This is a genomic window from Mesorhizobium sp. BAC0120, from assembly GCF_033542235.1.
GTDB lineage: Bacteria > Pseudomonadota > Alphaproteobacteria > Rhizobiales > Rhizobiaceae > JAWRCU01.
Window position 1 is genome coordinate 47,176 of record NZ_JAWRCU010000023.1, and the last position, 21,450, is coordinate 68,625.

19 protein-coding genes are annotated in these 21,450 nt (G+C 63.8%); 8 read left to right on the plus strand and 11 right to left on the minus strand.

What is annotated here, in order from left to right; translation table 11 throughout:
• Positions 1–77: 77 nt before the first annotated feature.
• On the minus strand, positions 78–1,067 hold the full coding sequence (locus tag SAZ10_RS30490) for a DUF2125 domain-containing protein (protein WP_318613238.1): 990 nt from the start codon (positions 1,065–1,067) through the stop codon (positions 78–80).
• A 179-nt stretch (positions 1,068–1,246) separates the two neighbouring features.
• Here SAZ10_RS30490 and SAZ10_RS30495 point away from each other — a divergent pair, with 179 nt between their 5' ends.
• Both SAZ10_RS30495 and SAZ10_RS30500 read left to right on the plus strand, forming a co-directional pair.
• On the plus strand, positions 1,247–1,807 hold the full coding sequence (locus tag SAZ10_RS30495) for a gamma-glutamylcyclotransferase (RefSeq protein WP_318613239.1): 561 nt from the start codon (positions 1,247–1,249) through the stop codon (positions 1,805–1,807).
• A 189-nt stretch (positions 1,808–1,996) separates the two neighbouring features.
• Positions 1,997–2,947 (plus strand): aldo/keto reductase, encoded by a 951-nt coding sequence (locus SAZ10_RS30500; RefSeq protein ID WP_318613240.1) that lies wholly within the window; start codon positions 1,997–1,999, stop codon positions 2,945–2,947.
• A 134-nt stretch (positions 2,948–3,081) separates the two neighbouring features.
• On the opposite strand, the gene SAZ10_RS30505 is transcribed toward SAZ10_RS30500, so the two are convergent.
• The 4 genes from SAZ10_RS30505 to ftsE all read right to left on the minus strand — a co-directional run bounded on the left by SAZ10_RS30505 (position 3,082) and on the right by ftsE (position 6,434).
• Positions 3,082–3,876 carry a 1-acyl-sn-glycerol-3-phosphate acyltransferase gene (locus tag SAZ10_RS30505; RefSeq protein WP_318613241.1) on the minus strand — a complete coding sequence of 265 codons (795 nt, stop codon included), beginning with the start codon at positions 3,874–3,876 and terminating at the stop codon, positions 3,082–3,084.
• Between the two features lie 86 nt (positions 3,877–3,962).
• The gene (locus tag SAZ10_RS30510; RefSeq protein ID WP_412535331.1) at positions 3,963–4,691 is read right to left on the minus strand and encodes a YdcF family protein; all 729 of its coding nucleotides are present in this window, start codon (positions 4,689–4,691) and stop codon (positions 3,963–3,965) included.
• 92 nt (positions 4,692–4,783) lie between these two features.
• Positions 4,784–5,782: a cell division protein FtsX gene (locus tag SAZ10_RS30515; RefSeq protein ID WP_412535330.1), complete on the minus strand. Its 999-nt coding sequence runs from the start codon at positions 5,780–5,782 to the stop codon at positions 4,784–4,786.
• The gene (ftsE, locus tag SAZ10_RS30520) at positions 5,775–6,434 is read right to left on the minus strand and encodes a cell division ATP-binding protein FtsE (RefSeq protein ID WP_318613243.1); all 660 of its coding nucleotides are present in this window, start codon (positions 6,432–6,434) and stop codon (positions 5,775–5,777) included. The genes SAZ10_RS30515 and ftsE overlap by 8 nt, the downstream gene beginning before the upstream one ends.
• A gap of 236 nt (positions 6,435–6,670) precedes the next feature.
• Between ftsE and SAZ10_RS30525 the strand changes: the two genes are divergently transcribed.
• From SAZ10_RS30525 to SAZ10_RS30540, 4 genes are all read left to right on the plus strand, one after another.
• Positions 6,671–7,315 carry a hypothetical protein gene (locus SAZ10_RS30525; protein ID WP_318613244.1) on the plus strand — a complete coding sequence of 215 codons (645 nt, stop codon included), beginning with the start codon at positions 6,671–6,673 and terminating at the stop codon, positions 7,313–7,315.
• Between the two features lie 4 nt (positions 7,316–7,319).
• On the plus strand, positions 7,320–7,862 hold the full coding sequence (gene hpt / locus SAZ10_RS30530) for a hypoxanthine phosphoribosyltransferase (protein WP_318613245.1): 543 nt from the start codon (positions 7,320–7,322) through the stop codon (positions 7,860–7,862).
• A gap of 100 nt (positions 7,863–7,962) precedes the next feature.
• Positions 7,963–8,340, plus strand: a complete 378-nt coding sequence (locus tag SAZ10_RS30535; protein ID WP_318613246.1) for a response regulator — start codon at positions 7,963–7,965, stop codon at positions 8,338–8,340.
• A gap of 101 nt (positions 8,341–8,441) precedes the next feature.
• Positions 8,442–9,902, plus strand: coding sequence for an amidase (locus SAZ10_RS30540; protein ID WP_318613247.1), 1,461 nt, complete (start codon positions 8,442–8,444; stop codon positions 9,900–9,902).
• An 8-nt stretch (positions 9,903–9,910) separates the two neighbouring features.
• Here the strand turns inward: SAZ10_RS30540 and SAZ10_RS30545 are convergent, their stop codons facing one another.
• The 4 genes from SAZ10_RS30545 to argH form a co-directional block, all read right to left on the minus strand.
• Positions 9,911–12,547 (minus strand): TIGR02302 family protein, encoded by a 2,637-nt coding sequence (locus SAZ10_RS30545; RefSeq protein ID WP_318613249.1) that lies wholly within the window; start codon positions 12,545–12,547, stop codon positions 9,911–9,913.
• A 249-nt stretch (positions 12,548–12,796) separates the two neighbouring features.
• Positions 12,797–14,062 carry a diaminopimelate decarboxylase gene (gene lysA, locus SAZ10_RS30550; protein ID WP_318613250.1) on the minus strand — a complete coding sequence of 422 codons (1,266 nt, stop codon included), beginning with the start codon at positions 14,060–14,062 and terminating at the stop codon, positions 12,797–12,799.
• 15 nt (positions 14,063–14,077) lie between these two features.
• Entirely contained in the window at positions 14,078–14,287 is a 210-nt protein-coding gene (locus tag SAZ10_RS30555; RefSeq protein ID WP_318613252.1) for a lipoprotein, read from the minus strand.
• A 129-nt stretch (positions 14,288–14,416) separates the two neighbouring features.
• Positions 14,417–15,817, minus strand: coding sequence for an argininosuccinate lyase (gene argH, locus SAZ10_RS30560; RefSeq protein ID WP_318613253.1), 1,401 nt, complete (start codon positions 15,815–15,817; stop codon positions 14,417–14,419).
• A 27-nt stretch (positions 15,818–15,844) separates the two neighbouring features.
• Here argH and tlpA point away from each other — a divergent pair, with 27 nt between their 5' ends.
• Positions 15,845–16,528, plus strand: a complete 684-nt coding sequence (gene tlpA / locus SAZ10_RS30565; protein ID WP_318613254.1) for a thiol:disulfide interchange protein TlpA — start codon at positions 15,845–15,847, stop codon at positions 16,526–16,528.
• Between the two features lie 195 nt (positions 16,529–16,723).
• Positions 16,724–19,309 carry a PAS domain S-box protein gene (locus SAZ10_RS30570; protein WP_318613255.1) on the plus strand — a complete coding sequence of 862 codons (2,586 nt, stop codon included), beginning with the start codon at positions 16,724–16,726 and terminating at the stop codon, positions 19,307–19,309.
• 118 nt (positions 19,310–19,427) lie between these two features.
• Here the strand turns inward: SAZ10_RS30570 and SAZ10_RS30575 are convergent, their stop codons facing one another.
• Positions 19,428–20,309, minus strand: a complete 882-nt coding sequence (locus SAZ10_RS30575) for a 3-hydroxybutyryl-CoA dehydrogenase (protein ID WP_318613256.1) — start codon at positions 20,307–20,309, stop codon at positions 19,428–19,430.
• 120 nt (positions 20,310–20,429) lie between these two features.
• Positions 20,430–21,359, minus strand: coding sequence for an electron transfer flavoprotein subunit alpha/FixB family protein (locus SAZ10_RS30580; RefSeq protein WP_318613257.1), 930 nt, complete (start codon positions 21,357–21,359; stop codon positions 20,430–20,432).
• Between the last annotated feature and the right edge of the window lie 91 nt (positions 21,360–21,450).

Below are 21,450 nucleotides of genomic sequence, written 5' to 3' on the forward strand. Positions count from 1 at the left end.
TCTTTGTTTTGACGCATGATCTTATCCGAAAGGTCTGCAACTTTTTTTGCGTCGCTGACCTTCGGTTCGGGATCATGCTATAGAGGCGGGATCACGCCGAGCGGGATGAAGCCGAGCGTCGCCTTGCCCCCCTTTACCTTCAGCGGCAGCGATGGGTTGCTGCCGAGTACCGCAAGGCCGCCGAAGCTCGACCTGATCTGATCGGCATTGGACGGAAAAGCCTGCGCAAGGTGCTCGGCAAGCGCTTTCGGGTTGTGAATCGTGACCTTCAGGTCGGCATCCAGCAGTCCGTCATTGGCCACCGAGAACGGCCCGGATAGCGAGAGACCGGTCTGCGTGTCAGCGGAAAGGTCGAATGTCCGGATCGTGCCGGAATGACCGCGCAGGCTGTTCTCTCCGGACAGCACGAGATTCACGCCACCCACGATCGTGAGGTCGGCCGCGCCGGCGAACGGCGGCAGGCGCACCCCTTGCGTCAGCGTCGGATCAATCGCTGCATCGGTGATGCTTGCGGCCAGGTCGAGATCGCCATCAGTGCGGCGCGCATGCACTTCCACATGGGTGGCGCCGAACAGGCTTGCCGCCGAACCGCCTGCAGCCGCCTTCACGGCAAGCTTGTCGATTGCGGTCGATACGCGCTCGGGAAAGTCGGTCGCAAGCCGCACGCTGGCGCGCAGCTTGTCCCAATCGAAGCCGAGCGCGCCGATATTGGGCGCCGTCACCATGGCCGGGCTGTCCAGTTCCGCGACGATATGGAGGGGATCGTAGACCTGCGCCGCGGAACGGAACGCGGCCGCGGATGCCGTGAGACCTTGCCGCGAATCTTCGTAGCGCACGCTGTCGCAGAACAAGCCTATGCGGAACGGGAAGCCTCGCGCCCTGGGCTTCGTGCAGTCGGCCGCTGTGCCGTTACGGTTCAACGAGGCAATGACTGTCGCGACCGTCGTCTCCAGCCTGTTCGCAAAATAGAACCAGGCGATGCTGTAGCCGCCGAACAGGATCACAATGAAGACGGTGAGCCAGAAGAAGCGGCGGTTATAGTTTGGTTTCGCTTTGCTTGACGCCATCCAATGGTTCTCGCTAACGGATGATCCCGAACCCAAGGTCACGCAGCAAAAGCTGCAGATTTTGGGACAAGATCACGAGGTAATACAAACAGTTAGGGCAGTGGGGCGCCCCTTCTCCATTCGCCCCGTCCTAAACCACCATGTCGCGGCGACCGCCGCAATCCTACTGGCTAGCCGATATGGGCGATTTTTGGGTGTTTGGATACGGTTCGCTGATGTGGCGGCCAGGCTTTGCGCATGTCGAGACCGCGCGGGCGCGGTTATTCGGGTTTCGCCGCTCGCTCTGCGTCTACTCCTGGGTGCATCGGGGCACCGAGGCGCGGCCGGGTCTGGTGCTGGGCCTCGACAGGGGCGGGTCATGCATCGGGCTAGCTTTCCGCGTGCCGGGCGAATTGCGCGACGAGGTGATCGCCTACCTGCACGAGCGCGAGCTCGTCACCAGCGTCTATCTCGAAAGGCTGCTGCCTGTGCGGCTCGACACCGGCGCGAGCGCTATGGCGCTCTGCTATGTCGTCGACCGAACGCACAAACAATATGCCGGCTGCCTCTCGGTCGAGGAGGCTGCCCAGGTCGTATCCGGCGGTGTCGGCCAGTCCGGCCGCAACGAGGAATATCTCTTCAACACGGTCAACCATCTGGAAGCGCTCGGCATACGCGATCACTGGCTGGAGAGCGTCGCCTCGCGCGTCCGGGAAGAGGCTTCACCCGTACCGGCACGAAGATACGGCAGCGGCCCCTGAAATGTCGTCTAAGGGAGCATGAACCCGCGCCTGATGCGACGCCGAAGCTCACCGACTGTTTAGCTGCGCTGACCTTCGCTCCGGGATCGTGCTCTAACGATAGCGTGAGGATTGGCGGTTTGAACTTCAGGCGGGCGGCGAGTAGGTTCGGGCCGCTTCCTCCTCGCATGATTCCACGGAGATATGGTCATGGAAAAACGGCGTCTCGGTCGGACCGGCCTCGCAATCGCGCCGCTGGTGCTCGGCGGCAATGTGTTCGGCTGGACGGCCGACGAGAAGACCTCCTTCGACCTGCTCGATCGCTTCTTCGATGCCGGATTCAACGCGATCGACACGGCCGATGCCTATTCGCGCTGGGTGCCCGGCAATAAAGGCGGGGAGTCGGAGACCATCATCGGCAACTGGATGAAGAGCCGCAAGAACCGCGACAGGGTCATCGTCATCACCAAGGTCGGCTCTGACATGGGGCAGGGCAAGAAGGACCTTTCCGCTACATGGATCGAAAAGGAATCCGAGGCGTCGCTGAAAAGACTGCAGACCGACGTCATCGACCTCTATCTTTCGCACTGGCCGGATCCAACCGTTCCTTATGACGAGACGCTCGGGGCTTATCAGAAGCTGATCGAGCAGGGCAAAATCCGCAGTATCGGGGCGTCCAATCTCGATGCTTCCCAACTTGAGACGGCGCTCAAGGTGGCTTCGCAGAAATCGCTGCCGCGCTACGAGGTGCTGCAGCCCGAATATAATCTCTACGACCGGTCGAGCTTCGACGGCCCGTTGCGCGACCTCTGCGTAAGGGAGGAACTCGGGGTCATAAGCTATTACGGCCTCGCCAAAGGCTTCCTGAGCGGCAAGTACCGCAGCAAGGCCGATCTTGGCAAAAGCCCGCGCGGCGGCGGGGTCGAGCAATATCTCGATCAGCGCGGCTTTCGCATCCTCAAGGCGCTCGACGCCGTCTCGGGGCGGCATTCGGCCAAGCCGGCGGAGGTAGCGCTTGCGTGGATTATCGCGCGGCCGGGCGTCACCGCCCCGATCGCCAGCGCGACCTCGCTGCCGCAAGTCGAAAGCCTGATCCGTGCCGCGGAGCTGAAGCTCAGCGCGGCTGATATTGCGGAGCTGGACGCGGCGAGCGCGTTGTAGGGCTGCGTCGCGCGGCTTGGCGCTGGGGGACAGTTTACTTTTTTCCGCTTGCGCCAGCTTTGAGCCGCCACGGCCTTTCTGCGGAAAAAAGTAAACTAAACTGTCCCGGCTACTTCCTTGCCGGCGCTCGCTTGTCAGCCTGCCACCTCCACGCCCAGCTCCCTCAGCCGCTTTACTGCCGTCGGTGGGAGCCGGGGCGGATTCTCGGAACGCGCTGCCTCGATCAGCAATTGGTCGCAGGCGGTCTCGGTGTCCCCGATCAGCCGGCCCATGAATTCCTCCTTGCTGAGCCCTGGCGGGATGGGTTTCAAGAAGCGTGCATGAATCGTTCCGGGATAGCGCAGGAAGGCGCGGCGCGGCCAATAGAGCCCGGCGACATGGGCGACCGGCACCACGGGGACGCCGAGCTGAGAATAGAGCTCGACGATGCCGTATTTATAGGCCGGCTCGGCGCCTGGCGGCCGGCGCGTGCCTTCCGGATAGATGATGAGCTGGCGGCTGTTCAGCGCAAGCTCTTCCTTGGTGGCCCTCACCACGGCCCGCAGGGCCTTGGCGCGGCTGCCACGGTCGACCGGGATCATGCGCATCTTGGCGATATACCAGCCGAAGAAGGGGATCCACATCAGCTCGCGCTTCAATATGTAGAGCCCGTCATCGATATAGGGGAGGAAGGCGATCGCATCCCAGAAGGACTGGTGCTTCGGCGCAAGGATATATGAGCCTTCAGGCAGGTTCTCCTGTCCGGTAATCTCGACCTTCGTGCCGGCGAGCTTCTCGTGCAGCCAGAGGGAGCTACGCACCCAGAGTTTGGGGACGAACCAGGCCTTATGGCGCGGCCAGAGGAAGTAGAGCGGCGTCCACAGGATCATCTGCGCGATCAGGTTCGCGTAAAAGGCGATGTTGAAGACGAGCGAACGGAGAACGAGCATGAGGCGGCGCCGGAAATATGGACAGGCGCCGTTGGTTACACCATGCGTAAAAAAAGGAAAGCTTCGCGAACGGGCTCACGCAGCCGTCAGCCTCCGGCCGCGACCGCCGCATCGACCACGGTGAGATTGCCCGGTTTGGCGTTGGGGGGCTGGACAAGGCCGCGCAGGATCGCCGCCAGATATTTCGTGTATTCGGTCAGCAGCACGCGGATCGCGTCGGGCTTGCCCATCCAGCCGCCATTGTCGAGCCGGCTGTTCACGACAGGATAGGGTTCTAGCCTGGCCTTCTGCAGCAGGCGGTGCATCTCGAGCAGGCTTCGCGGCATGTGGTAGTTGTTGGTGACGAGGATAATGCTCTGATAGGCATGTGCCTCGACCCATTTGGCGCTCTCCTCGGCATTGCCGATCGTGTCCAGCGCGGCGTTGTCTATGTCGACGCAGCATCTGAAGAGCTGCCTGTCGGCGCCGGTCGCCGCGCGCAGCGCCTCGCGGCTCGCGGTCGGGTTGACGCCGCTGATCAGCAGCCTTTCACCCTTGCCGGACTTCAGCAGGTCGAGGGCGGCGTCTATCCGCGACTGTCCACCGGTGAGCACGATGATCGCGTCGGCAGCGGCCATGTCTTTGGGCGCGGCCAGGCTGCCGACATGGTCTGCAAACAGTGCGAAGCCGCCGAGGAAGGACACGCAAAGCAACGAGAGTATTATCGCCGCATATTTCACGGTGTTGACCGTGCGCAGGCGCCAAGCCGACTGGCTGAAACTGTTCCCCTTCCCCGGCCGGCCGTTTGCCGACAACGGGAAATCCTGTCCCTTCATGGCCACAGGAATAACCCCGAATTGCGCCAAAGAACAGGGTGGAGGGCAAGAAAACGCCGGGGTCCGTGTGCCGCGGTCCGAAACGTCATCGCCTATCCTCCATCGGGCGTGCGCATGTCGATGTCGGCGAGATAGGACACCACCGTGATGTGCGAGGTGATCGCGGTCAGCGCCCCGATCACCAGCACGATCAGCGCCACCCCGAGATAGCCGCTGAGCCCAATTGCGAAATTGCCGAACAGCGCGCTGGTCTGATCGCCTTCCGGCGTGGCGAAATTCATCGACGACCACCAGGAGAAACCGATGAAGACGACCACCGCTGCGGCGCCGCCGGCGATCGCCCCTTTCATGCCGGTGACTAGGAAATGGCGACGGAATTCGGCCGCGATGAAGGTCGCTTCGGCGCCGACGAAATGCAGCACCTCGATGATATGGCCGTTGCCGGCCATCGCGCCGCGCGTCGCGAAGACCACCGAGAGCACCGTCGCCGAAAGCATCAGGATCAGCACCGCCATGCCGATCGTCACCGTGGTGCGCGCCATCGCGACCAGTCGGTCGACCCAGGTGCGGTGATCGTCCAAGGTCGCCGTCGGCACTTCGGGAGTGATCATCGCCCGCATCTGCTCGAAATCGGGCGGGTGATCCTCGTCAATTGTGATGACGACGAGCCGCGGCACCGGCAGGTCGTCGACATCGAGGCCAGCGCCGAGCCACGGCTCCAGAAGCCGCGCCGTGGCCTCCCGGTCGACGATGTGGGCATTCCGCACGCCGGCAAAGCCGCTGGCGATACGCGACACGGTTTCGAGCGCCGCGTCCATGTCGACCCCGTCAGCGGGCTTCACCTGGATCGTCGCTTCGCGCGAGATCTGGCTTTCCCAGATCACTGCCGAACTGCTGACAAGGGTCACACCCCCCAGCGTCAGGCAGGAAAGGAACGTCATGATGGCGATGACGGAGATCAGCGAGCGGCCCGCAACGTTCTGCGAGGGAACGATCGGCGCGGTCTTGCGCTGCGGCCGCGCCACGGGCATCGGTCTTGGCGGGGGGGCCTCGGCGGCCGCCTGGCCTGCGTGTTCGGCTTCCTCAATCATGAATTTCCAGCCTTCCCGCATTGAGAACCATGCGGCGCGCCTCGACCTGGTCCATCAGGCCGAGGTCGTGGGTGGCGATGACGACAGCCGTCCCCAGCCGGTTGAGCTCGATGAAGAGGCGGAGCAGCCGCCGCGCCAGCGGCGGATCGACATTGCCGGTCGGCTCGTCGGCAAGCAGTATCTCCGGCTGTTCGATGAGCGCCCGGGCGATCGCGGCGCGCTGCTTCTCGCCGCCCGACAGCACCGGAGGCAACACATGCATGCGCTCGCCGAGGCCGACCCATCGCAACAGTTCCGTCACGTCGGAACGGTAGCTGGCCTCCTCGCGGCCACGAACGCGCAGCGGCAGCGCGACATTCTCGTAGGTGGTCATATGGTCCAGCAAGCGGAAGTCCTGGAACACCACGCCGATCCGCCGCCGCAACAGGGGCAGCTCCTGCTTGGTGATGCGCGAGCGGTCCTTGCCGAAGATGGTGACCAGCCCGCGAGTCGGCTTGAGCGCCAGGAACAAAAGCCGGAGCAGCGTCGTCTTGCCCGCGCCCGAAGGCCCGCTCAGAAACTGGAACGAGCGCTCCGGGATATGAAAGGAGATGTCGCGGAGGATTTCCGGACCCATCCCGTACCGCAGGCCTACATTCTCGAAGCGGATCACTGGAGCGACCTTGTTGGGGCGACCTTCATTGGGCGGTCTTCTGATTTTGGCGGCTTTTCCGGCAGCCTTCGCCCGACGCAAATGCTGTCCGCGCCGCAGCCTGGAACCATGGTCCGGCGTGGTTAATGGCGGGTTAATTTCGTCCATTCCGGCCGGCTTTGCCCAGCCTTTGGTCGCGAAAGATTAACCATTTTCGTTTACGCCTGAGAAACGAACCCGAAGGAGGGCGTCGCCGCATGTCAGACGAGCGCAACGCACGCCCGGTTTCCGGCGAAATCATGACCGCAGGCACTGTCGCAACGGAACCCGCCAGGGCCGGCGCGCGCGCGCTCGATGTGGTAGATGCCGAATTCGAGACGCTGCGCTCCGATCCGGCCGAACGCCTGCCGGCCGTGCCGCTCAAGCCCGCGATCGCCACGGTGGTGCCACCTGCGCAAGGCCTCGACACTCTGCGCCGGAGCGATGCTGCGAGCGCAGCGCGCGGCGGCCCGATCTTCTGGACTGCCGGACTGGCTGTCGCGGTCGGCGCATTCTGGGTTTCCGGCGGGCATGCGCTGCTGCGACAGGCCCCGTTCATGCCCGGCGCGCCGCAGATCCAGCCGGCCAATCCTATGAGGATCTCCGGCGTCACCTCCCGCATCGAGGATCATGCCGGGCGCATGATCCTGTTCGTCGACGGCAAGGCTCTCAACGACGGTGCACAAAATCGCGCTCTCCCCCCGATCGAGATCAGTGTCACGGCCAATGACGGTCACATTGTGCGCTACAATCTGGGGACATCGCAGCATCCGCTCGGGGCCGGCGGCGAGATCAGCTTTTCCAGCCGGTTCGAAGCGCCTAAGGAGGGAGTGAAGTCGATATCTGTCGCGTTCAAGGAGTAGAGCAATGCCGATCGTGAGGGGCAAGGATATCGAGGTGCTGTTCTCGGCTTCGGCGATCGCAAGGCGCAATCTCGAGCTCGCGAAGGAGGTCGCCTCGCGCGACTATCACGACCTGCTGGTCATCTCGATTCTGAAGGGCTCGTTCATCTTTGCGGCCGACCTGATCCGGGCCATGCATGACACCGGTCTGTCGCCGGAGGTCGAGTTCATCTTCATCTCAAGCTACGGCAAAGGGACGGTAAGCGGCGAGGTGAAGATCCTGCGCGACATCGACAACGACGTCGCCGGCCGTGACGTTCTCCTGATCGACGACATTCTGGAATCGGGCAAGACGCTGCAATATACGCGCAACCTGATGCTCGACCGCGGCGCGAGAAGCGTCGCCATCGCCGTTTTGCTCGACAAGACGACGCGGCGGCAGACCGCCCTCGAGGCAGATTTCGTCGGCTTCGAGTGCCCTGATTCTTTCGTGGTCGGCTATGGCATGGACGTCGCCCACGCTTTTCGTGAACTGCCGTTCGTAGGCGTGGTCAAAGGCGACGCCTGAACGCGGCGAGCAGCGGAAGCGGCCATCTGCCTGTGCCAAACGAGGCGCCCTTCCCGCGCGATTCAGGGAACGTCAAGTTTTAGCGGCAATAGTCTTGTCCATGGCACACATTCTTATCGTCGAGGACGAAGAGTCCGTCCGTATTCTTGTCGCCCGCGCCCTTGAGCAGGCTGGGCACAGCGTTGCCGTCGCTGAAGACGGCGAGCACGGCTTGTCGAAAATAATCGAGGCCAGCGGCCGCTTCGACCTCGTCATTTCGGATATCCGCATGCCCGGCATGGACGGGATCGAGATGGCAAAGGCCGCCGCTCGGCGTTTTCCGGGGCTGCGCATCCTGCTCGTCACCGGCTATGCCGATCAGCGCGAACGGGCTGCAGACCTCGACGGCGTCGTCATCGACGTCCTGATGAAACCCTTCACGCTCGCCGAAATCCGCGCTCGCGCAGCAAGCGCGCTCGCTCAGCCGGTCACCGCCTGACGACCTGAATCGCGTTCGGTCGGCAGTGCGCGGGTTCCGGCTGCGACCATGATCGCGCCCACAGATTGACTCCAGGCACTGCCGTCGCGCATCGATATGCGATGGCACCCCATCCAGACGCCCGTTCTCATCTGAGCCCGCTTCCCAGGCCGAGCGAGCTCTGCCGTTTTCCGGCGACTGCTCTGGCCAGGATGATCGCAGAGCGGCAGGTCTCGGCGTCCGAAGTGGTGGCTGCCTATCTCGACCGCATCGACGAGGTGAACGGAACAGTCAACGCGATCGTCTCGCTGCGCAGCCGCGGGCAGATCCTCGCGGAGGCGAAAGCGGCCGACGCGGCGCAGGCGGCCGGCGTGAGGCCAGGGCCTCTTCATGGCCTGCCGATCGCGATTAAGGACCTCGCGCAGACCAAGGGCTTGAGGACGACATTCGGCTCGCGCATTTTTGCGGATTTCGTACCCGAGGAAGACAGCTACTTCGTCTCGCGCATGCGCGATGCAGGCGCCATCATCATCGGCAAGACCAACGTGCCGGAATTCGGTTTCGGCTCGCAGACCTACAACGACGTGTTCGGCGCGACACGCAACGCCTTCGACCCCAGGCTGAGTTCGGGCGGATCGAGCGGCGGCGCAGCCGTGGCACTGGCACTCCACATGGTACCGCTTGCCGACGGCAGCGATCTCTGTGGATCATTGCGCAACCCGGCCGGCTGGAACAACGTCTTCGGCTTTCGCACGTCGCCGGGCAGGGTGGCTGCCGGTCCTTCCACAGAACTGTATCTGTCGCAGATGAGCGTGGAGGGGCCGATGGCGCGCAGCGTCGCCGATCTCGCGCTGCTGCTCGGTGTCCAGGCCGGCTACGACCCGCGCTCGCCGCTGTCGCTGGATGGCGATTTCAGAAGCTCGGCCGAGAAACGCAAAGAGATGCCCTGGCGGATCGCCTGGCTTGGCGATCTCGGTGGTCATCTGCCGATGGAAGACGGTGTTCTCGATGCCTGCGAATCGGCGCTCAGAGGGGCGGAGGCGGGTTCGTTCCGCATTGAGCCGGTCATTCCGGATTTCGACTACGAAGGTCTGTGGGAGGCGTTCGTGATGCTGCGCCATGCGAGCTCCGGCATGTCGCTCAAGATCCACTACGACGATGCTCAGCAGCGAGAGCTGCTGAAGCCGGAGGCGATCTGGGAAATCGAGGGCGGACTCAGCCTCACCGCGCCTCAAATCTATGCCGCTTCGACCGTCCGCTCGGCCTGGTACAAGACCGTGCTTAGCCTCTTCGAGCGTTACGACTTATTGGCGCTGCCCACAGCGCAGGTCTTTGCCTTCGATGCCGAGCTGCATTGGCCGGCCGAGATCGCCGGACGCGGAATGGACAGCTACCATCGCTGGATGGAGGTGACGGCGCTCGCCACAATGGCGGGCTGCCCAGCGATCGCCGTTCCGGCCGGTTTTGACGTCAGCGGGAGGTCGATGGGCATCCAGCTCATCGGCCGTCCGCGCGCCGATGCCGAAGTGCTCAGCGCCGCTGCAAGCTATGAACAGGTCTGTGGGATCAAGGCCGGGGCGTAAGGCCGACCCTATTTCATCTCCAGCAAGCGCTCGAGATAGTCGCGCTCGATCTGCGGGCTGAGCGTGTTGCCGAGCCGCTGACGGATCGCATCGAGGATCTGCCGGGCGCGCTGCACATCGATCTCATCGGGAACCTTGGTTCCCGTGCCGTCGTCCGGCCCGTTGGTCGCACGCGGCCTGCCCAGCGGATCGCGGTCGGCACCCTGCTGGCGCTGGCCCCGGCCGTTGCCGCCCTGGTCGCCCTGCATGGCCTGCTGCATCTGCTGCATCATGTCCTGCGCGCCTTTCCTCAGCGCCTCGAGCGCGCGTCCCTGCTGGCCGACCGCGTCCTGGCCACGGTTGTCGCCGAGCGCGGTTTCGGCCTGGCCCATGGCGTCGCCCGCCTCGCCGAAGCCTTGACCCGGCTGGATGCCCAAGCCGCGCAAATCCTTCTGGAGTTGCTCCAGTTGGCCACGCAAGTCGCCTTGGCCCTGCTGCAGCTGCTTCATGGCATCCGCAAAATCCTGAGGCGACATGCCCTGTCTGTTCTGGCCGCGACCCTCCTGGCCCTGATCGCCCGGCTGGCCTTCCTGATTCTGCTGACCGAACTGCTGGTCTCCATTTTGTCCGCGCTGGTCCTGTCCGTTCTGGCCCTGCTGCCCGCGCTCCATCTGGTCCATGCGGAAAGTTTCGTTCATCATCTCCTGCTGGCGCCGCATGATCTCGCCGAGCTTGTTCATCTGCTGATTCATCTCACCCTGCTGGCCGTTGCCGCCTTTCTGCTGGCCGCGGCCTGCCTGCAGGTTGTTCATCATCTCCTCGAGCTGCGAAAGAAGCTGCTGGGCCTGGTCCTTGTTGCCGGATTTCGCCAAGTTTTCGATCTGGTCCATCATCCTTTCAAGATCACTCTGGCGCAGCTCCTGCCCAGGCTGCATCTGGTTGGCGAGATTCGGATTCTTCTGCGCGCGCTCGGCGAACTCGCGCAGGAAGTCGTTCATCGCCTGGCGCAGCTCCTTCATGAGCTTGTCGATTTCCTGATCGCTCGCGCCGCGCTGCAGCGCATCTTTGAGGGCCTGCTGCGCCTGGCGGAGCCGCTTCTCGGCGGCAGAAAGGTCGCCATCCTCGATGCCGAGCGCGATTTGCCAGAGATAGGAGACGACGTCGCGCATCGCGTCGTCGTTGCCGGCGAGCTTGAGGCGCGTATGAGCGCTTATCAGGGCCAGATAGTGGGACATGTTGTCGAAAGTGTCCTCTGGCCTCAGAGTGATCGCTTCCATCAGATCGAGCACACGCCTCTTCTGATGAGTGTCGAGCGCGAGCAGCCGGCGCTGCTCGACCACCGCCCTGGCCAGCGGGTTGGAGAAGGGCCGCTCAGGCAAGATGATCGTCTTGGTCGCGCTTTTCGCCTCCTGCCCGGCAGCGTCGACAGCCCTGAGCGTGATCCTGACCGGGGCGCCGGCCCACACATGCTCGGTAAGGTCGCGCGTGGTCTTGGCAACGTTGTTTTTTGCACCGCGCCGCGGCAAGGCAAGCTGCATCTCAGGCGCCTTGTAGAGCGGGTAGGCGTCCTTGGCGGGCGGCTGGGCAAGCTCGAACTCGGTCGTTGCAGAGCTTGCGCCGTAGTCGTCGTCGATCTCGTAATTCAGCTCCAGCGTGCCGTTCAACGCCTGTTTGGGCTCGCCGACGAATTTGATCGTCGGCGGCCTGTCGGGGATCACAGTGAAAGTCCAGCTTTCCATGTCGCTGCCGCCGGACTGAAGCGTCAGCGTGCCGTCGGTTGTCAGCTTGCCCGCAAACTGCCTTGCCGCCTGTGAGCCTGTCGTGGCGGTAACTGCCTGCCCTGCTGCCCGTTCGATCTGTGTGTTGGCGGCGATCTCGCGCATATTGCCGGACGCATCCGTATAGCTCAGCGTCTCGTCGCCCGAGCCGCCCGTGACCCGTAGCGCCACCTCACTTCCGGCCGGCACGGTGACCGTGCTGCCGGCATTGGCGTTCGCATTTTTGGCGTTGGCATTCGAAGTCAGGAAGATCGGCGCCTTGCCCGTATAGGCGGGCGGAGTTACCCAGGCATCGATGCGCGGCGGAATCGAATCCATGCCGACCCTGGCGCGGAAAGCATCTCGCGGGCTGCCGCCGAAGGGGCTGAAGGAGAAGCCGAAAGCGACGATGAAGAGAAGCGCAACCGCGGCGCGCAACGCCCAGGGGTCGCGCTCGGGAACGCGGGTAAGCGGCAGGTCGCCGGAAACGCCGGCAAGCCGCTCGGCCATCCTCTTCTGGTGCTCGCGCCAGAGCGCGTCGGCGAAGGCGCTGCGGCTCCCGCCGGGCCGGTCCGATTGCGCGGATAGCGGATTGTGCTCCAGCCTGTTGGCAGCCTCGATGCGCCGGTCGATCTCGGCGCTCGTCGGCATCCTGAAGAAGCGCAGCATATAAAGGGCCGCCAGCGCGGCAAGGCCGAACACGGCCGCGAGGCCAAGCCGTACCAGGTCGGGCAACAGCCTGAACAGCCCCAGCCAGGAAAGGCTCAGGAAAAGCGCGATAACCAGCAGGAGCGGCAGGACCAGCGGCCAAAGCCGTTCGAGAATTACCGCGATCTTTGTCGCGATGCGGGTGCGGACAAGCCGTCCGGTGTGAGCGTTGGTATCGCTGACGCTTTTTGCCTCGGTCATCGGCCCTTTCCGGGTCGCGCGACGGCGCGGTACGGCGCCGCCTTCAGGACACAAGATTAAGCTCCCAACATAACATCAATAACGGCGAAGGCGAGGCGCGGTTACAAGATCGTGAACGGCCGGTCGCGGCGGAGGAAGCCCTTCGGGCGGCCCTGGGCACGCGTTCGGCGAGCCGCCAATGTCTGCCGAAAACCCATTGTCCGCGACAGGTTGCCATCGCAAACCCATGGGTACCTTGCGGAAATCTGATCAGACCCAGTCGGGAACCGAATCCTGCCCGATGAGCTGCTCGTAGGTCTGGCGTGGCCGAATGACGTGGAAACGATCGCCATCGACCAGCACTTCCGGGACAAGAAGCCGCGAATTGTACGTGCCCGCTTGCACGGCACCGTATGCGCCGGCAGTCGCGAAGGCGATCAGCTCGCCCGCCTCGAGGCGCGGAAGGTCGCGATCGAGAGCCAGGAAGTCGCCGGTCTCGCAGACCGGACCGACGACGTCCGCGACCATTCGTTGCCGGTGCACAGCCGCTTCGTCAACCGGTCTGATGTCGTGGAAGGCATCGTAGAGCGTCGGCCGGATAAGGTCATTCATAGCCGCGTCAACAATCACGAAGTTCTTGGCGTCGCCCTCCTTGAGGTAGATCACCTGCGCAACGAGAATGCCGGCATTGCCGACGATCAGCCGGCCCGGCTCGAAGATCACCTTCAGTCCGAGCCTGGCCACGTGCTTCTTCACGATCGCCGCATAGGCATCCGGCAGCGGCGGCGGCTCGTTGTCTGTGCGGTAGGGAATGCCGAGCCCGCCGCCAAGGTCGATATGCTCGATCGCATGGCCGTCGGCGCGCAGCGCCCCGACCAGTTCGACCAGCAACGAGAACGCGTCGTCGAAAGGCTGCAGCTCGGTGATCTGGCTGCCGATATGCATATCGATGCCGATCACGTGCAGGCCCGGAAGCTCGGAAGCGCGCCTGTAGACGGCACGCGCCTTCTGCCAGGGGATGCCGAACTTGTTCTCGGCCCTGCCCGTCGAAATCTTCCTGTGGGTCCTGGCGTCCACGTCGGGATTGATGCGCAGCGAGATCGGCGCGCTTACGCCGGCTGCGACGGCGCGGGCCGAGAGCAGCTCCAGCTCCGGCTCGGACTCGACGTTGAAGCAATGGATGCCGGCGGCGAGCGCGAAATCCATCTCGCGCGCGGTCTTGCCGACACCGGAGAACATGATCTTCGAGGGCGCTATGCCGGCGCCAAGCGCCCGCCTGAGCTCGCCTTCGGAGACCACGTCAGAACCCGCGCCAAGCTTGCCGAGCAGCTTCACTACAGCCTGGTTCGAATTGGCTTTCATCGCGTAGCAGACAAGCGCGTCGAGTTCTCCAAACGCCTTGCTGAAGACGTTGAAGTGGCGCGTCAGCGTCGCGGTCGAATAACAATAAAAGGGCGTCCCGACCTCAGCGGCGATCTGCGGCAGCGGCACGTTCTCGGCGCAAAGCACGCCGTCGCGATATTCGAAATGGTTCACGGCAATTGCCTGCGGCTACTTGATCAGGCGGTCGAGGATGAACGGCCTGTCCGGATTGGGCTTCTGCGGCTCGGGCGGCAGCGGCTCCTTGTTCCTCTCGGCTTCCTTGCGCGCCTCCACCGCCGCCTGATAGGGCGTGTCGAGCGGGGCTTTTCGCCCGCATCCCGAAACAGCCGCCATGACCGAGATCGCCAAGGCGACCGTAACAACCCTTTTCACGCTCATGAGGCCATCCGCCCAACCAATATCCGATCACTCTCTACAGCATGATCCCGGAAAGTTGCAGACCTTTTTCCAGCATGATCTTATCCGAAAAGTCTGCAGCTTTTTGCCGCGCTGACCTTCGGTTCGGCATCATGCTCGAGCAAGCCGCTTCTTCCAGTAGCGGACCTGGCGGCGGACCTCGTGCGGCGCCGTACCGCCGAATGAGGTGCGGCTCTTCACCGAGTTCTCGACCGAAAGCACGGAATAGACGTCGGCCGTGATGGCCGGGCTGATGCCCTTCAACTCGTCGAGCGAGAGCTTTTCGAGCGGCAGATTCTTCTCTTCCGCCAATGCCACCGCGCGGCCGGTGACATGATGCGCCTCCCGGAACGGCAGGCCCGCCTCGCGCACGAGCCAATCGGCGAGGTCGGTCGCGGTCGAGTAGCCGGCGCCTGCCGCCTCTCTCATGGCGGCCTCGTTGACGGCGAGGTCACCGACCATGCCGGTCATGGCGGCGATCATCAGGTCGAGCGTCTCGGCGGCGTCGAAGACTGCCTCCTTGTCTTCCTGCATGTCCTTGGAATAGGCGAGCGGCAGGCCCTTCATGACGGTGAGCAGGGCAATGAGATGGCCGTTGATCCTGCCGGTCTTGGCACGCACGAGCTCGGCCGCGTCGGGATTCTTCTTCTGCGGCATGATCGACGAGCCGGTCGAGAAGCTGTCGGAGAGCCTCACGAAGCCGAATTGCGGCGTCGACCAGATGACGATCTCTTCGGCGAGCCGCGACAGGTGCGTGGCCGTGATCGCCGCGACCGACAGGAACTCGATCGCGAAATCACGGTCCGACACGCTGTCGATCGAGTTGCGTGTCGGCTCGCGGAAGCCGAGAGCTGCCGCCGTTCTGTGCCGGTCGATCGGGAAGCCGGTGCCGGCGAGCGCGGCCGCTCCCAGCGGGCTCTCGTCCATGCGGGTGATTGCGTTCCGCACGCGCGACAGGTCGCGGGCGAACATCTCGACATAGGCCATGCAGTGATGACCGAAGGTGACGGGTTGCGCCGTCTGCAGGTGGGTGAAGCCCGGCATGACGGTCGCCGCATGCTTCTCGGCGCGGTCGAGGAAAACCGCGATCAGCCCTTTCAAGGCACCGGCGACGCGCTCCAGCTCGCGTTTTACCCAGAGCCGGAAGTCGACCGCCACTTGGTCGTTGCGTGAGCGCGCCGTGTGCAGCCGGCCCGCTGCGGGGCCGATCAGCTCGGCGAGCCGCGCTTCGACGTTCATGTGGATGTCCTCGAGCTTCGCCGAGAACTCGAACGTGCCGGCCTCGATCTCTGACAGGATCGTGTTCAGCCCGCGAGCGATTTCCCGTTGATCCTTTTTCGAAATAATGCCGCTCTCGGCGAGCATTTCGGCATGAGCGAGCGAGCCGCGGATGTCTTGCGCGTAAAGCTTGCGGTCGAAGCCGATCGAGGCGTTGATCGCTTCCATGATGGCAGCGGGACCTGAGGCAAAGCGCCCACCCCACATCTGGTTGCTGGTCTTCTTCTCGCTCATCGTGCTAACCGGGCGCTGGAGACTAAGATGGGTAACGGCAAACTGAACCTTCCGGCACTACGGCTGATCATGCTTGCGGCAATTGCGGGCGTGCTGGCCGGCGGCGTCGCCGTATACGTGAGCGGAGGCGGTTCTGGCAACCAGCCCGGCGGAGCGGTCGCGCAAGGCCCGGCCGCGTCGGATTCCTGCCCGGCCAAGGCCGAGAAGGCAAATACGGTCGCAGCGGCCGCCGTGGGCGACGTGGCTGCGATGCAGGCGGCCGATCCGCCGCTGTCGCTGAAATTCCTTGCCTTCGACGGGCCGGACGGAAAGCCGATGACGCTCGCCGGTCACGCCGGCAAGACGCTGCTGGTCAACGTCTGGGCAACGTGGTGCGCGCCTTGCCGCGCCGAAATGCCGGAGCTCGACGCGCTTCAGGCAAAGCGCGGCGGTTCCGGCTTCGAGGTCGTGGCGATCAATGTCGATACCGGCGACGACGCCAAGCCGAAGAAGTTTCTCACCGAGACCGGAGTGAAGGCGCTCGACTACTACCGCGATGCGACCATGGGCGTCTTCAACGCGCTCAAGGAACGCGCGCTTGCGCTGGGTCTTCCCGTAACGTTGCTCGTCGATCCCGAAGGTTGCCTGATCGCAGCCATGAACGGCCCGGCGAACTGGTCCGGTCCCGATGCGGCGAGGCTGATCGATGTGGCGCTCGGCGCCAACCCTTAGTCGGTTCACAACTTCTCTTCCCCTAACCCATCGTTAAGCATCAGAGTCCTTTCAGGGCCTTGCCGGGCGTGAGGGCTGGTCCAACACGTGTTCCTTAAATGCCTGTTGACAATGCTCACCTAGGGTCAGCGCATGGTGAGCTTGGGCAGGGGTTTGTCTGATCGGCCATTTAAAGGGACGGAGCTGGGAGGCCGCGTGCTTCCGGCGCTGCTCGCGGCCGGTTATGCAGTCGCTGCGATGATCTCGATCCTGCTCTTCCAGTCCGAGAGCGGCATCGCTGGCATGTGGATGCCGAATGTGCTCGCGGTGACCATCATCCTGCGCAACAGCTCGCTGCGCCTGTCCGAGGCGCTCATGGCGGTCTTCCTGGGATGCCTGGCCGCTAACTTACTACTCGGCGCAGAAGTCCTGATCTCGCTTCTTTATTCACTGGCGAACGCGGCGTCGGTCGGTATCGGAACGGTGCTTGTCGGAAAGATGGCCGGCGAGCGGAAGGCGGCCATCTCCGATACGCGCGACTACGCGGTCATGCTGGTCTGCGGCGGCGTCGCGGCGCCGGCGATCGTCGCCTCTCTGTCGGCTGCCACCACCGGTGCTATGGGCTGGCCCTTCTTCCAGAGGTTCCTGGTTTGGGTGGCCGGAGACGCGCTCGGCTTCGCGATCCTGTTTCCCATCTTGATGATGACGAGCGGAGACGCCATCCGACGGCTCTTGGCCCGTACGAAGCTCGGCGCAATGGCAGCGACCTTCGGTGCGAGCATTCTCCTCACCGTGGCTGCGATGAACTGGACGCAGTTCCCATTTCTCATGGTGATCGTGCCGGCAATGGTCGCTGCGACTTTTCTGGCGCCGTTTGAGCTGGCGCTCACCTGCGGCGCGATCGGCGCAGTCCTCGTCGGGCTGGTCGTAGCGGGTATGCTGTCAGGGATCGATCCTCGTCATGGCGGCTTTCCCTTCGGCTTCCAGCTCTCGGTGATGACCGTTGCGGTTCTTCCGTTCATGTGCGGGCTTACGATGGAGCAGATGCGCCGCGACCGTCGGCGCATCGCCGAGAGCGAGCAGCACTTCCGCCGGGCGATGGAGGATGCGACGATCGGTTTCGCGGTCATCGCTCTCGACGGGCGCATCGTCAGGACCAACCGCGCCTTCGCCGCCATGCTCGGCTACTCTCGCGAGGAGCTGGAAGCGATGACCTTCTTCCAGATCACGCATCCGGAAGATGCTTCGACCGGCACGGAGACCCTAGAGCGTATCCAAGCCGGCGAGGTCAGCTCCTATCATGTGGAAAAGCGCTATCTCCGCAAGAACGGAACGGCCGTCTGGGTGCGCGTGTCGGGCTCGGTGATATGCAACGCCGAAACCGGAACGCCTCTGCATCTGGTGTCGCAGATCGAAGACATCGACGCCCTGAAGCATTCGCAAGAGGCGCTTGCCGAGGCTGAGACGCGCTGGAACTTCGCGCTCGCACGCGCTGGGCAGGGAATGTGGGACGTCAACATGAAGGATGGCCGCACCACCTACTCCTCGACCTGGATGCAGATGCTGGGCTACGACCCGCACGAACTCGATGGCGATCCCAATCGCTGGCTGACCCTCGTCCACCCGGACGACCGCGAGCGCGTCGCGACAGCGGACCGTGCACACGTTGCCGGCGAGACCCCGTTGTTCGAGGAAGAGTTCCGGATGCGTCACAAAAAGGGGCACTGGATCTGGATTCTGGATCGCGGCCAGATCATCGAGCGCGACGATGACGGAGCGCCGCTGCGTGCGATAGGCACGCTCACAGACATCACGATGAGGCGTGAGGCGGAGGATCGCCTTCTTTCCTATGCCGCGATGCTCGCCGACGAGAAGGAGAGGCTGCGCGTCACCCTCGATTCGATTGGCGACGCGGTGATCTGCACCGACGCGGCAATGCACATCACCTTCATGAACCCGGTCGCCGAAAAGCTGACCGGCATAGCCGAAAGCGAAGCGCTGGCCCGCCCGTTGGATGCCATCTACGCACCCGTCGACGAGGAGAGCGGTGAGAGGATCTCGACGGCCGAAGCATTGGCAGGCCTGCGCCACCGAACCGAGCACAACAGCAGGGTGATCCTGTCGAAGAAGGACGGGTCCCGGTGCTCGATCCGCGAGGTCGTCTCACCCATCCTCAACGACAAGGGCGAGTTCACGGGGTCGGTCATCGTCTTCCAGGACTTCACGGATGCGCGGACCTTGCAGCGACAGCTTGCGCATGCGGCAGCACACGACTCGCTCACCGGGCTTGCCAATCGGGCGGCGCTGCGGACGACCTTGTCGAGCCTGATATCCAGCCGTCAGCCCGGCGGACGGACCGACATTTTCCTCTATGTGGACCTCGATCATTTCAAGACGATCAACGACACCGGCGGCCATGCGGCCGGCGATTTCGTTCTCAAACAGGTTGCCGACACGATCCAGGCGACCGTCCGTTCCGGCGACCTCGTTGCACGGGTGGGCGGCGACGAGTTCGCCGTGATCCTCAAAGGCTGCGCGCCAGATGACGCAAGGGCGGTGGCCGAGCAGCTCGTGGCGGCGATCTCCAGTATCGGGTTCGAGGGGAATGGCGCCGGCTGCAGTCTCGGCGCGAGTATCGGCCTCACTGAAATCGGGCGGCATGAAGCCGATATCGACGAGATCATCGCGCGTGCCGATCGTGCCTGCTACGAGGCCAAAACGAGCGGCCGCGGGCGCGTGACGATATTGGAGGCGCCGGCAGCCCTGGACCCGACCCCGGCATCGCAGCGTGCCGCCTCCTGAGGGCAATAAGGCAATAGGGCAATATGGGAATAGGCGGAGGTCCGGGAACTGCGGCGGGGCCGCCGTCCGGCGCCCCCACCTATTCCCATATTCCCCTACTGCCTTATTGCCCTGCCCCCTATCTCGTCGGAACGGGGTGCTCGCCGCGATAATCGTAGAAGCCACGGCCCGTCTTGCGGCCGAGCCAGCCGGCTTCGACATATTTCACCAGCAACGGGCAGGGCCGGTATTTCGAGTCCGAAAGCCCGTCGTGCAGCACCTGCATGATAGCGAGGCAGGTGTCGAGGCCGATGAAATCGGCAAGCTGCAACGGACCCATGGGATGGTTGGCGCCAAGCCGCATTGCAGTGTCGATCGCCTCCACCGTACCGACGCCCTCATAGAGGGTGTAGATCGCCTCGTTGATCATCGGCATCAGGATGCGGTTGACGATGAAGGCGGGGAAATCCTCGGAGACCGTGACAGTCTTGTCGAGCCGGTGCGCGAAGGCTCTGGCCGCTTCAAAGGTCGCATCTCCGGTGGCTATGCCGCGCACCAGCTCGACCAGCTTCATCACCGGCACCGGGTTCATGAAATGTATGCCGATGAAGCGCTCCGGCCGGTCGGTCTGCGCCGCGAGCCGTGTGATGGAGATCGACGATGTGTTGGTGGCGAGGATAGCCTCGGGGTTCAGGATGGGAGAGATCTGCTGGAATATCTTGCGCTTGACGCTCTCGTCCTCGGTTGCCGCCTCGATCACCAGATCGGCGCCTGCCAGGCCCTGTATGGTCGGCGCTGCGCTGATCCTGCCGAGGGCCTGCTTGCGCGTCTCCTCGCTGAGCTTGCCCGAGCTGACCTGCCGCGCCATGTTGCCGTTGATGGTGGCGAGCCCCTTCTCGATGCGCTCAGGCGCCACGTCATAGAGCAGGACATCATAGCCGGCGATCGCCGAGACATGCGCTATTCCACTGCCCATCTGGCCCGCGCCGATGACGCCGATGGTTTGTATATTGCCGGTCATTTGCCGATCCCGTCAGGGGGCTCTTGGAAAGCGGCCCGCCATGTTGCAGTGCAAATTAAATGGGCGGAGTGCCTTCGTCCACCCCGCCCATTGCACATTTCAGCATCGTTGAGGCTAAAATCAAAGGGCCTTTTCAAGCTCCGGCAGGATCTGAAAGAGGTCCCCGACAAGGCCGTAGTCGGCGACCTGGAAGATAGGCGCCTCCTCGTCCTTGTTGATGGCGACGATCACCTTGGAATCCTTCATGCCCGCCAGATGCTGGATCGCGCCGGAGATGCCGACGGCGATGTAGAGTTCCGGCGCTACAACCTTGCCGGTCTGGCCGACCTGCCAGTCGTTCGGCGCATAGCCCGCATCGACTGCGGCGCGGCTCGCGCCGACCGCAGCGCCGAGCTTGTCGGCGACAGGCAGGATGACTTCCTGGAACTTCTCCGCGGAACCCAGCGCCCGGCCGCCCGAGATGATGATCTTTGCCGAGGTGAGCTCAGGCCGTTCGGATTCGGAGAGGCTGTTCTCGACGAAAGTCGAAAGGCCCGGATTGCCGGCAGCCGCGACGGTCTCGACCGAAGCCGAGCCGCCTTCGGGGGCGGCCTGAAAAGCGGCGGTGCGCACCGTGATCACCTTCTTGGCGTCGGTCGCCTGCACGGTCTGGATCGCATTGCCAGCATAGATCGGCCGCTTGAACGTGTCTGATGAGATCACCTCGATGATCTCGGAAACCTGCATCACGTCGAGCAGGGCCGCGACGCGCGGCATGACGTTCTTGCCAGAGGTGGTCGCTGCGGCGACGATCGCGTCGTAGTTGCCGGCCATGCTGACGATCAGCGCGGCGAGGGGCTCGGCGAGCCGCTCAGCCAGCTCGTCGGCCTCGGCAAGAAGCACCTTGCGCACGCCGCCGAGTTTCGCGGCAGCGTCGGCGGCGCCCTTCGCACCCTTGCCGGCGACCAGCACATCGACGTCGGAGCCGATCTTGGCTGCTGCCGTCAGGGCCTTGGCGGTCTGGTCGGAAAGGGTCGCGTTGTCGTGTTCGGCGATCAGAAGAATTGCCATCGTTCGTCTTCCTGACTTTCGCTTTCCAGGCTCCCTGAATTCCGGTCAGGCCGAGCCGAAAACGGTTGGTTTCGAGAACCGGAGCGGAGCG

What these genes read in the sequence shown, in the direction of transcription:
- SAZ10_RS30490 (WP_318613238.1), bottom strand. Translation starts at nt 1,067, where the DNA reads ATGGCGTCAAGCAAAGCGAAACCAAACTATAACCGCCGCTTCTTCTGG.
- SAZ10_RS30495 (WP_318613239.1), top strand. Translation starts at nt 1,247, where the DNA reads ATGGGCGATTTTTGGGTGTTTGGATACGGTTCGCTGATGTGGCGGCCA.
- SAZ10_RS30500 (WP_318613240.1), top strand. Translation starts at nt 1,997, where the DNA reads ATGGAAAAACGGCGTCTCGGTCGGACCGGCCTCGCAATCGCGCCGCTG.
- SAZ10_RS30505 (WP_318613241.1), bottom strand. Translation starts at nt 3,876, where the DNA reads ATGCTCGTTCTCCGTTCGCTCGTCTTCAACATCGCCTTTTACGCGAAC.
- SAZ10_RS30510 (WP_412535331.1), bottom strand. Translation starts at nt 4,691, where the DNA reads ATGAAGGGACAGGATTTCCCGTTGTCGGCAAACGGCCGGCCGGGGAAG.
- SAZ10_RS30515 (WP_412535330.1), bottom strand. Translation starts at nt 5,782, where the DNA reads ATGATTGAGGAAGCCGAACACGCAGGCCAGGCGGCCGCCGAGGCCCCC.
- SAZ10_RS30525 (WP_318613244.1), top strand. Translation starts at nt 6,671, where the DNA reads ATGTCAGACGAGCGCAACGCACGCCCGGTTTCCGGCGAAATCATGACC.
- hpt (WP_318613245.1), top strand. Translation starts at nt 7,320, where the DNA reads ATGCCGATCGTGAGGGGCAAGGATATCGAGGTGCTGTTCTCGGCTTCG.
- SAZ10_RS30535 (WP_318613246.1), top strand. Translation starts at nt 7,963, where the DNA reads ATGGCACACATTCTTATCGTCGAGGACGAAGAGTCCGTCCGTATTCTT.
- SAZ10_RS30540 (WP_318613247.1), top strand. Translation starts at nt 8,442, where the DNA reads ATGGCACCCCATCCAGACGCCCGTTCTCATCTGAGCCCGCTTCCCAGG.
- SAZ10_RS30545 (WP_318613249.1), bottom strand. Translation starts at nt 12,547, where the DNA reads ATGACCGAGGCAAAAAGCGTCAGCGATACCAACGCTCACACCGGACGG.
- SAZ10_RS30555 (WP_318613252.1), bottom strand. Translation starts at nt 14,287, where the DNA reads ATGAGCGTGAAAAGGGTTGTTACGGTCGCCTTGGCGATCTCGGTCATG.
- argH (WP_318613253.1), bottom strand. Translation starts at nt 15,817, where the DNA reads ATGAGCGAGAAGAAGACCAGCAACCAGATGTGGGGTGGGCGCTTTGCC.
- tlpA (WP_318613254.1), top strand. Translation starts at nt 15,845, where the DNA reads ATGGGTAACGGCAAACTGAACCTTCCGGCACTACGGCTGATCATGCTT.
- SAZ10_RS30575 (WP_318613256.1), bottom strand. Translation starts at nt 20,309, where the DNA reads ATGACCGGCAATATACAAACCATCGGCGTCATCGGCGCGGGCCAGATG.
- SAZ10_RS30580 (WP_318613257.1), bottom strand. Translation starts at nt 21,359, where the DNA reads ATGGCAATTCTTCTGATCGCCGAACACGACAACGCGACCCTTTCCGAC.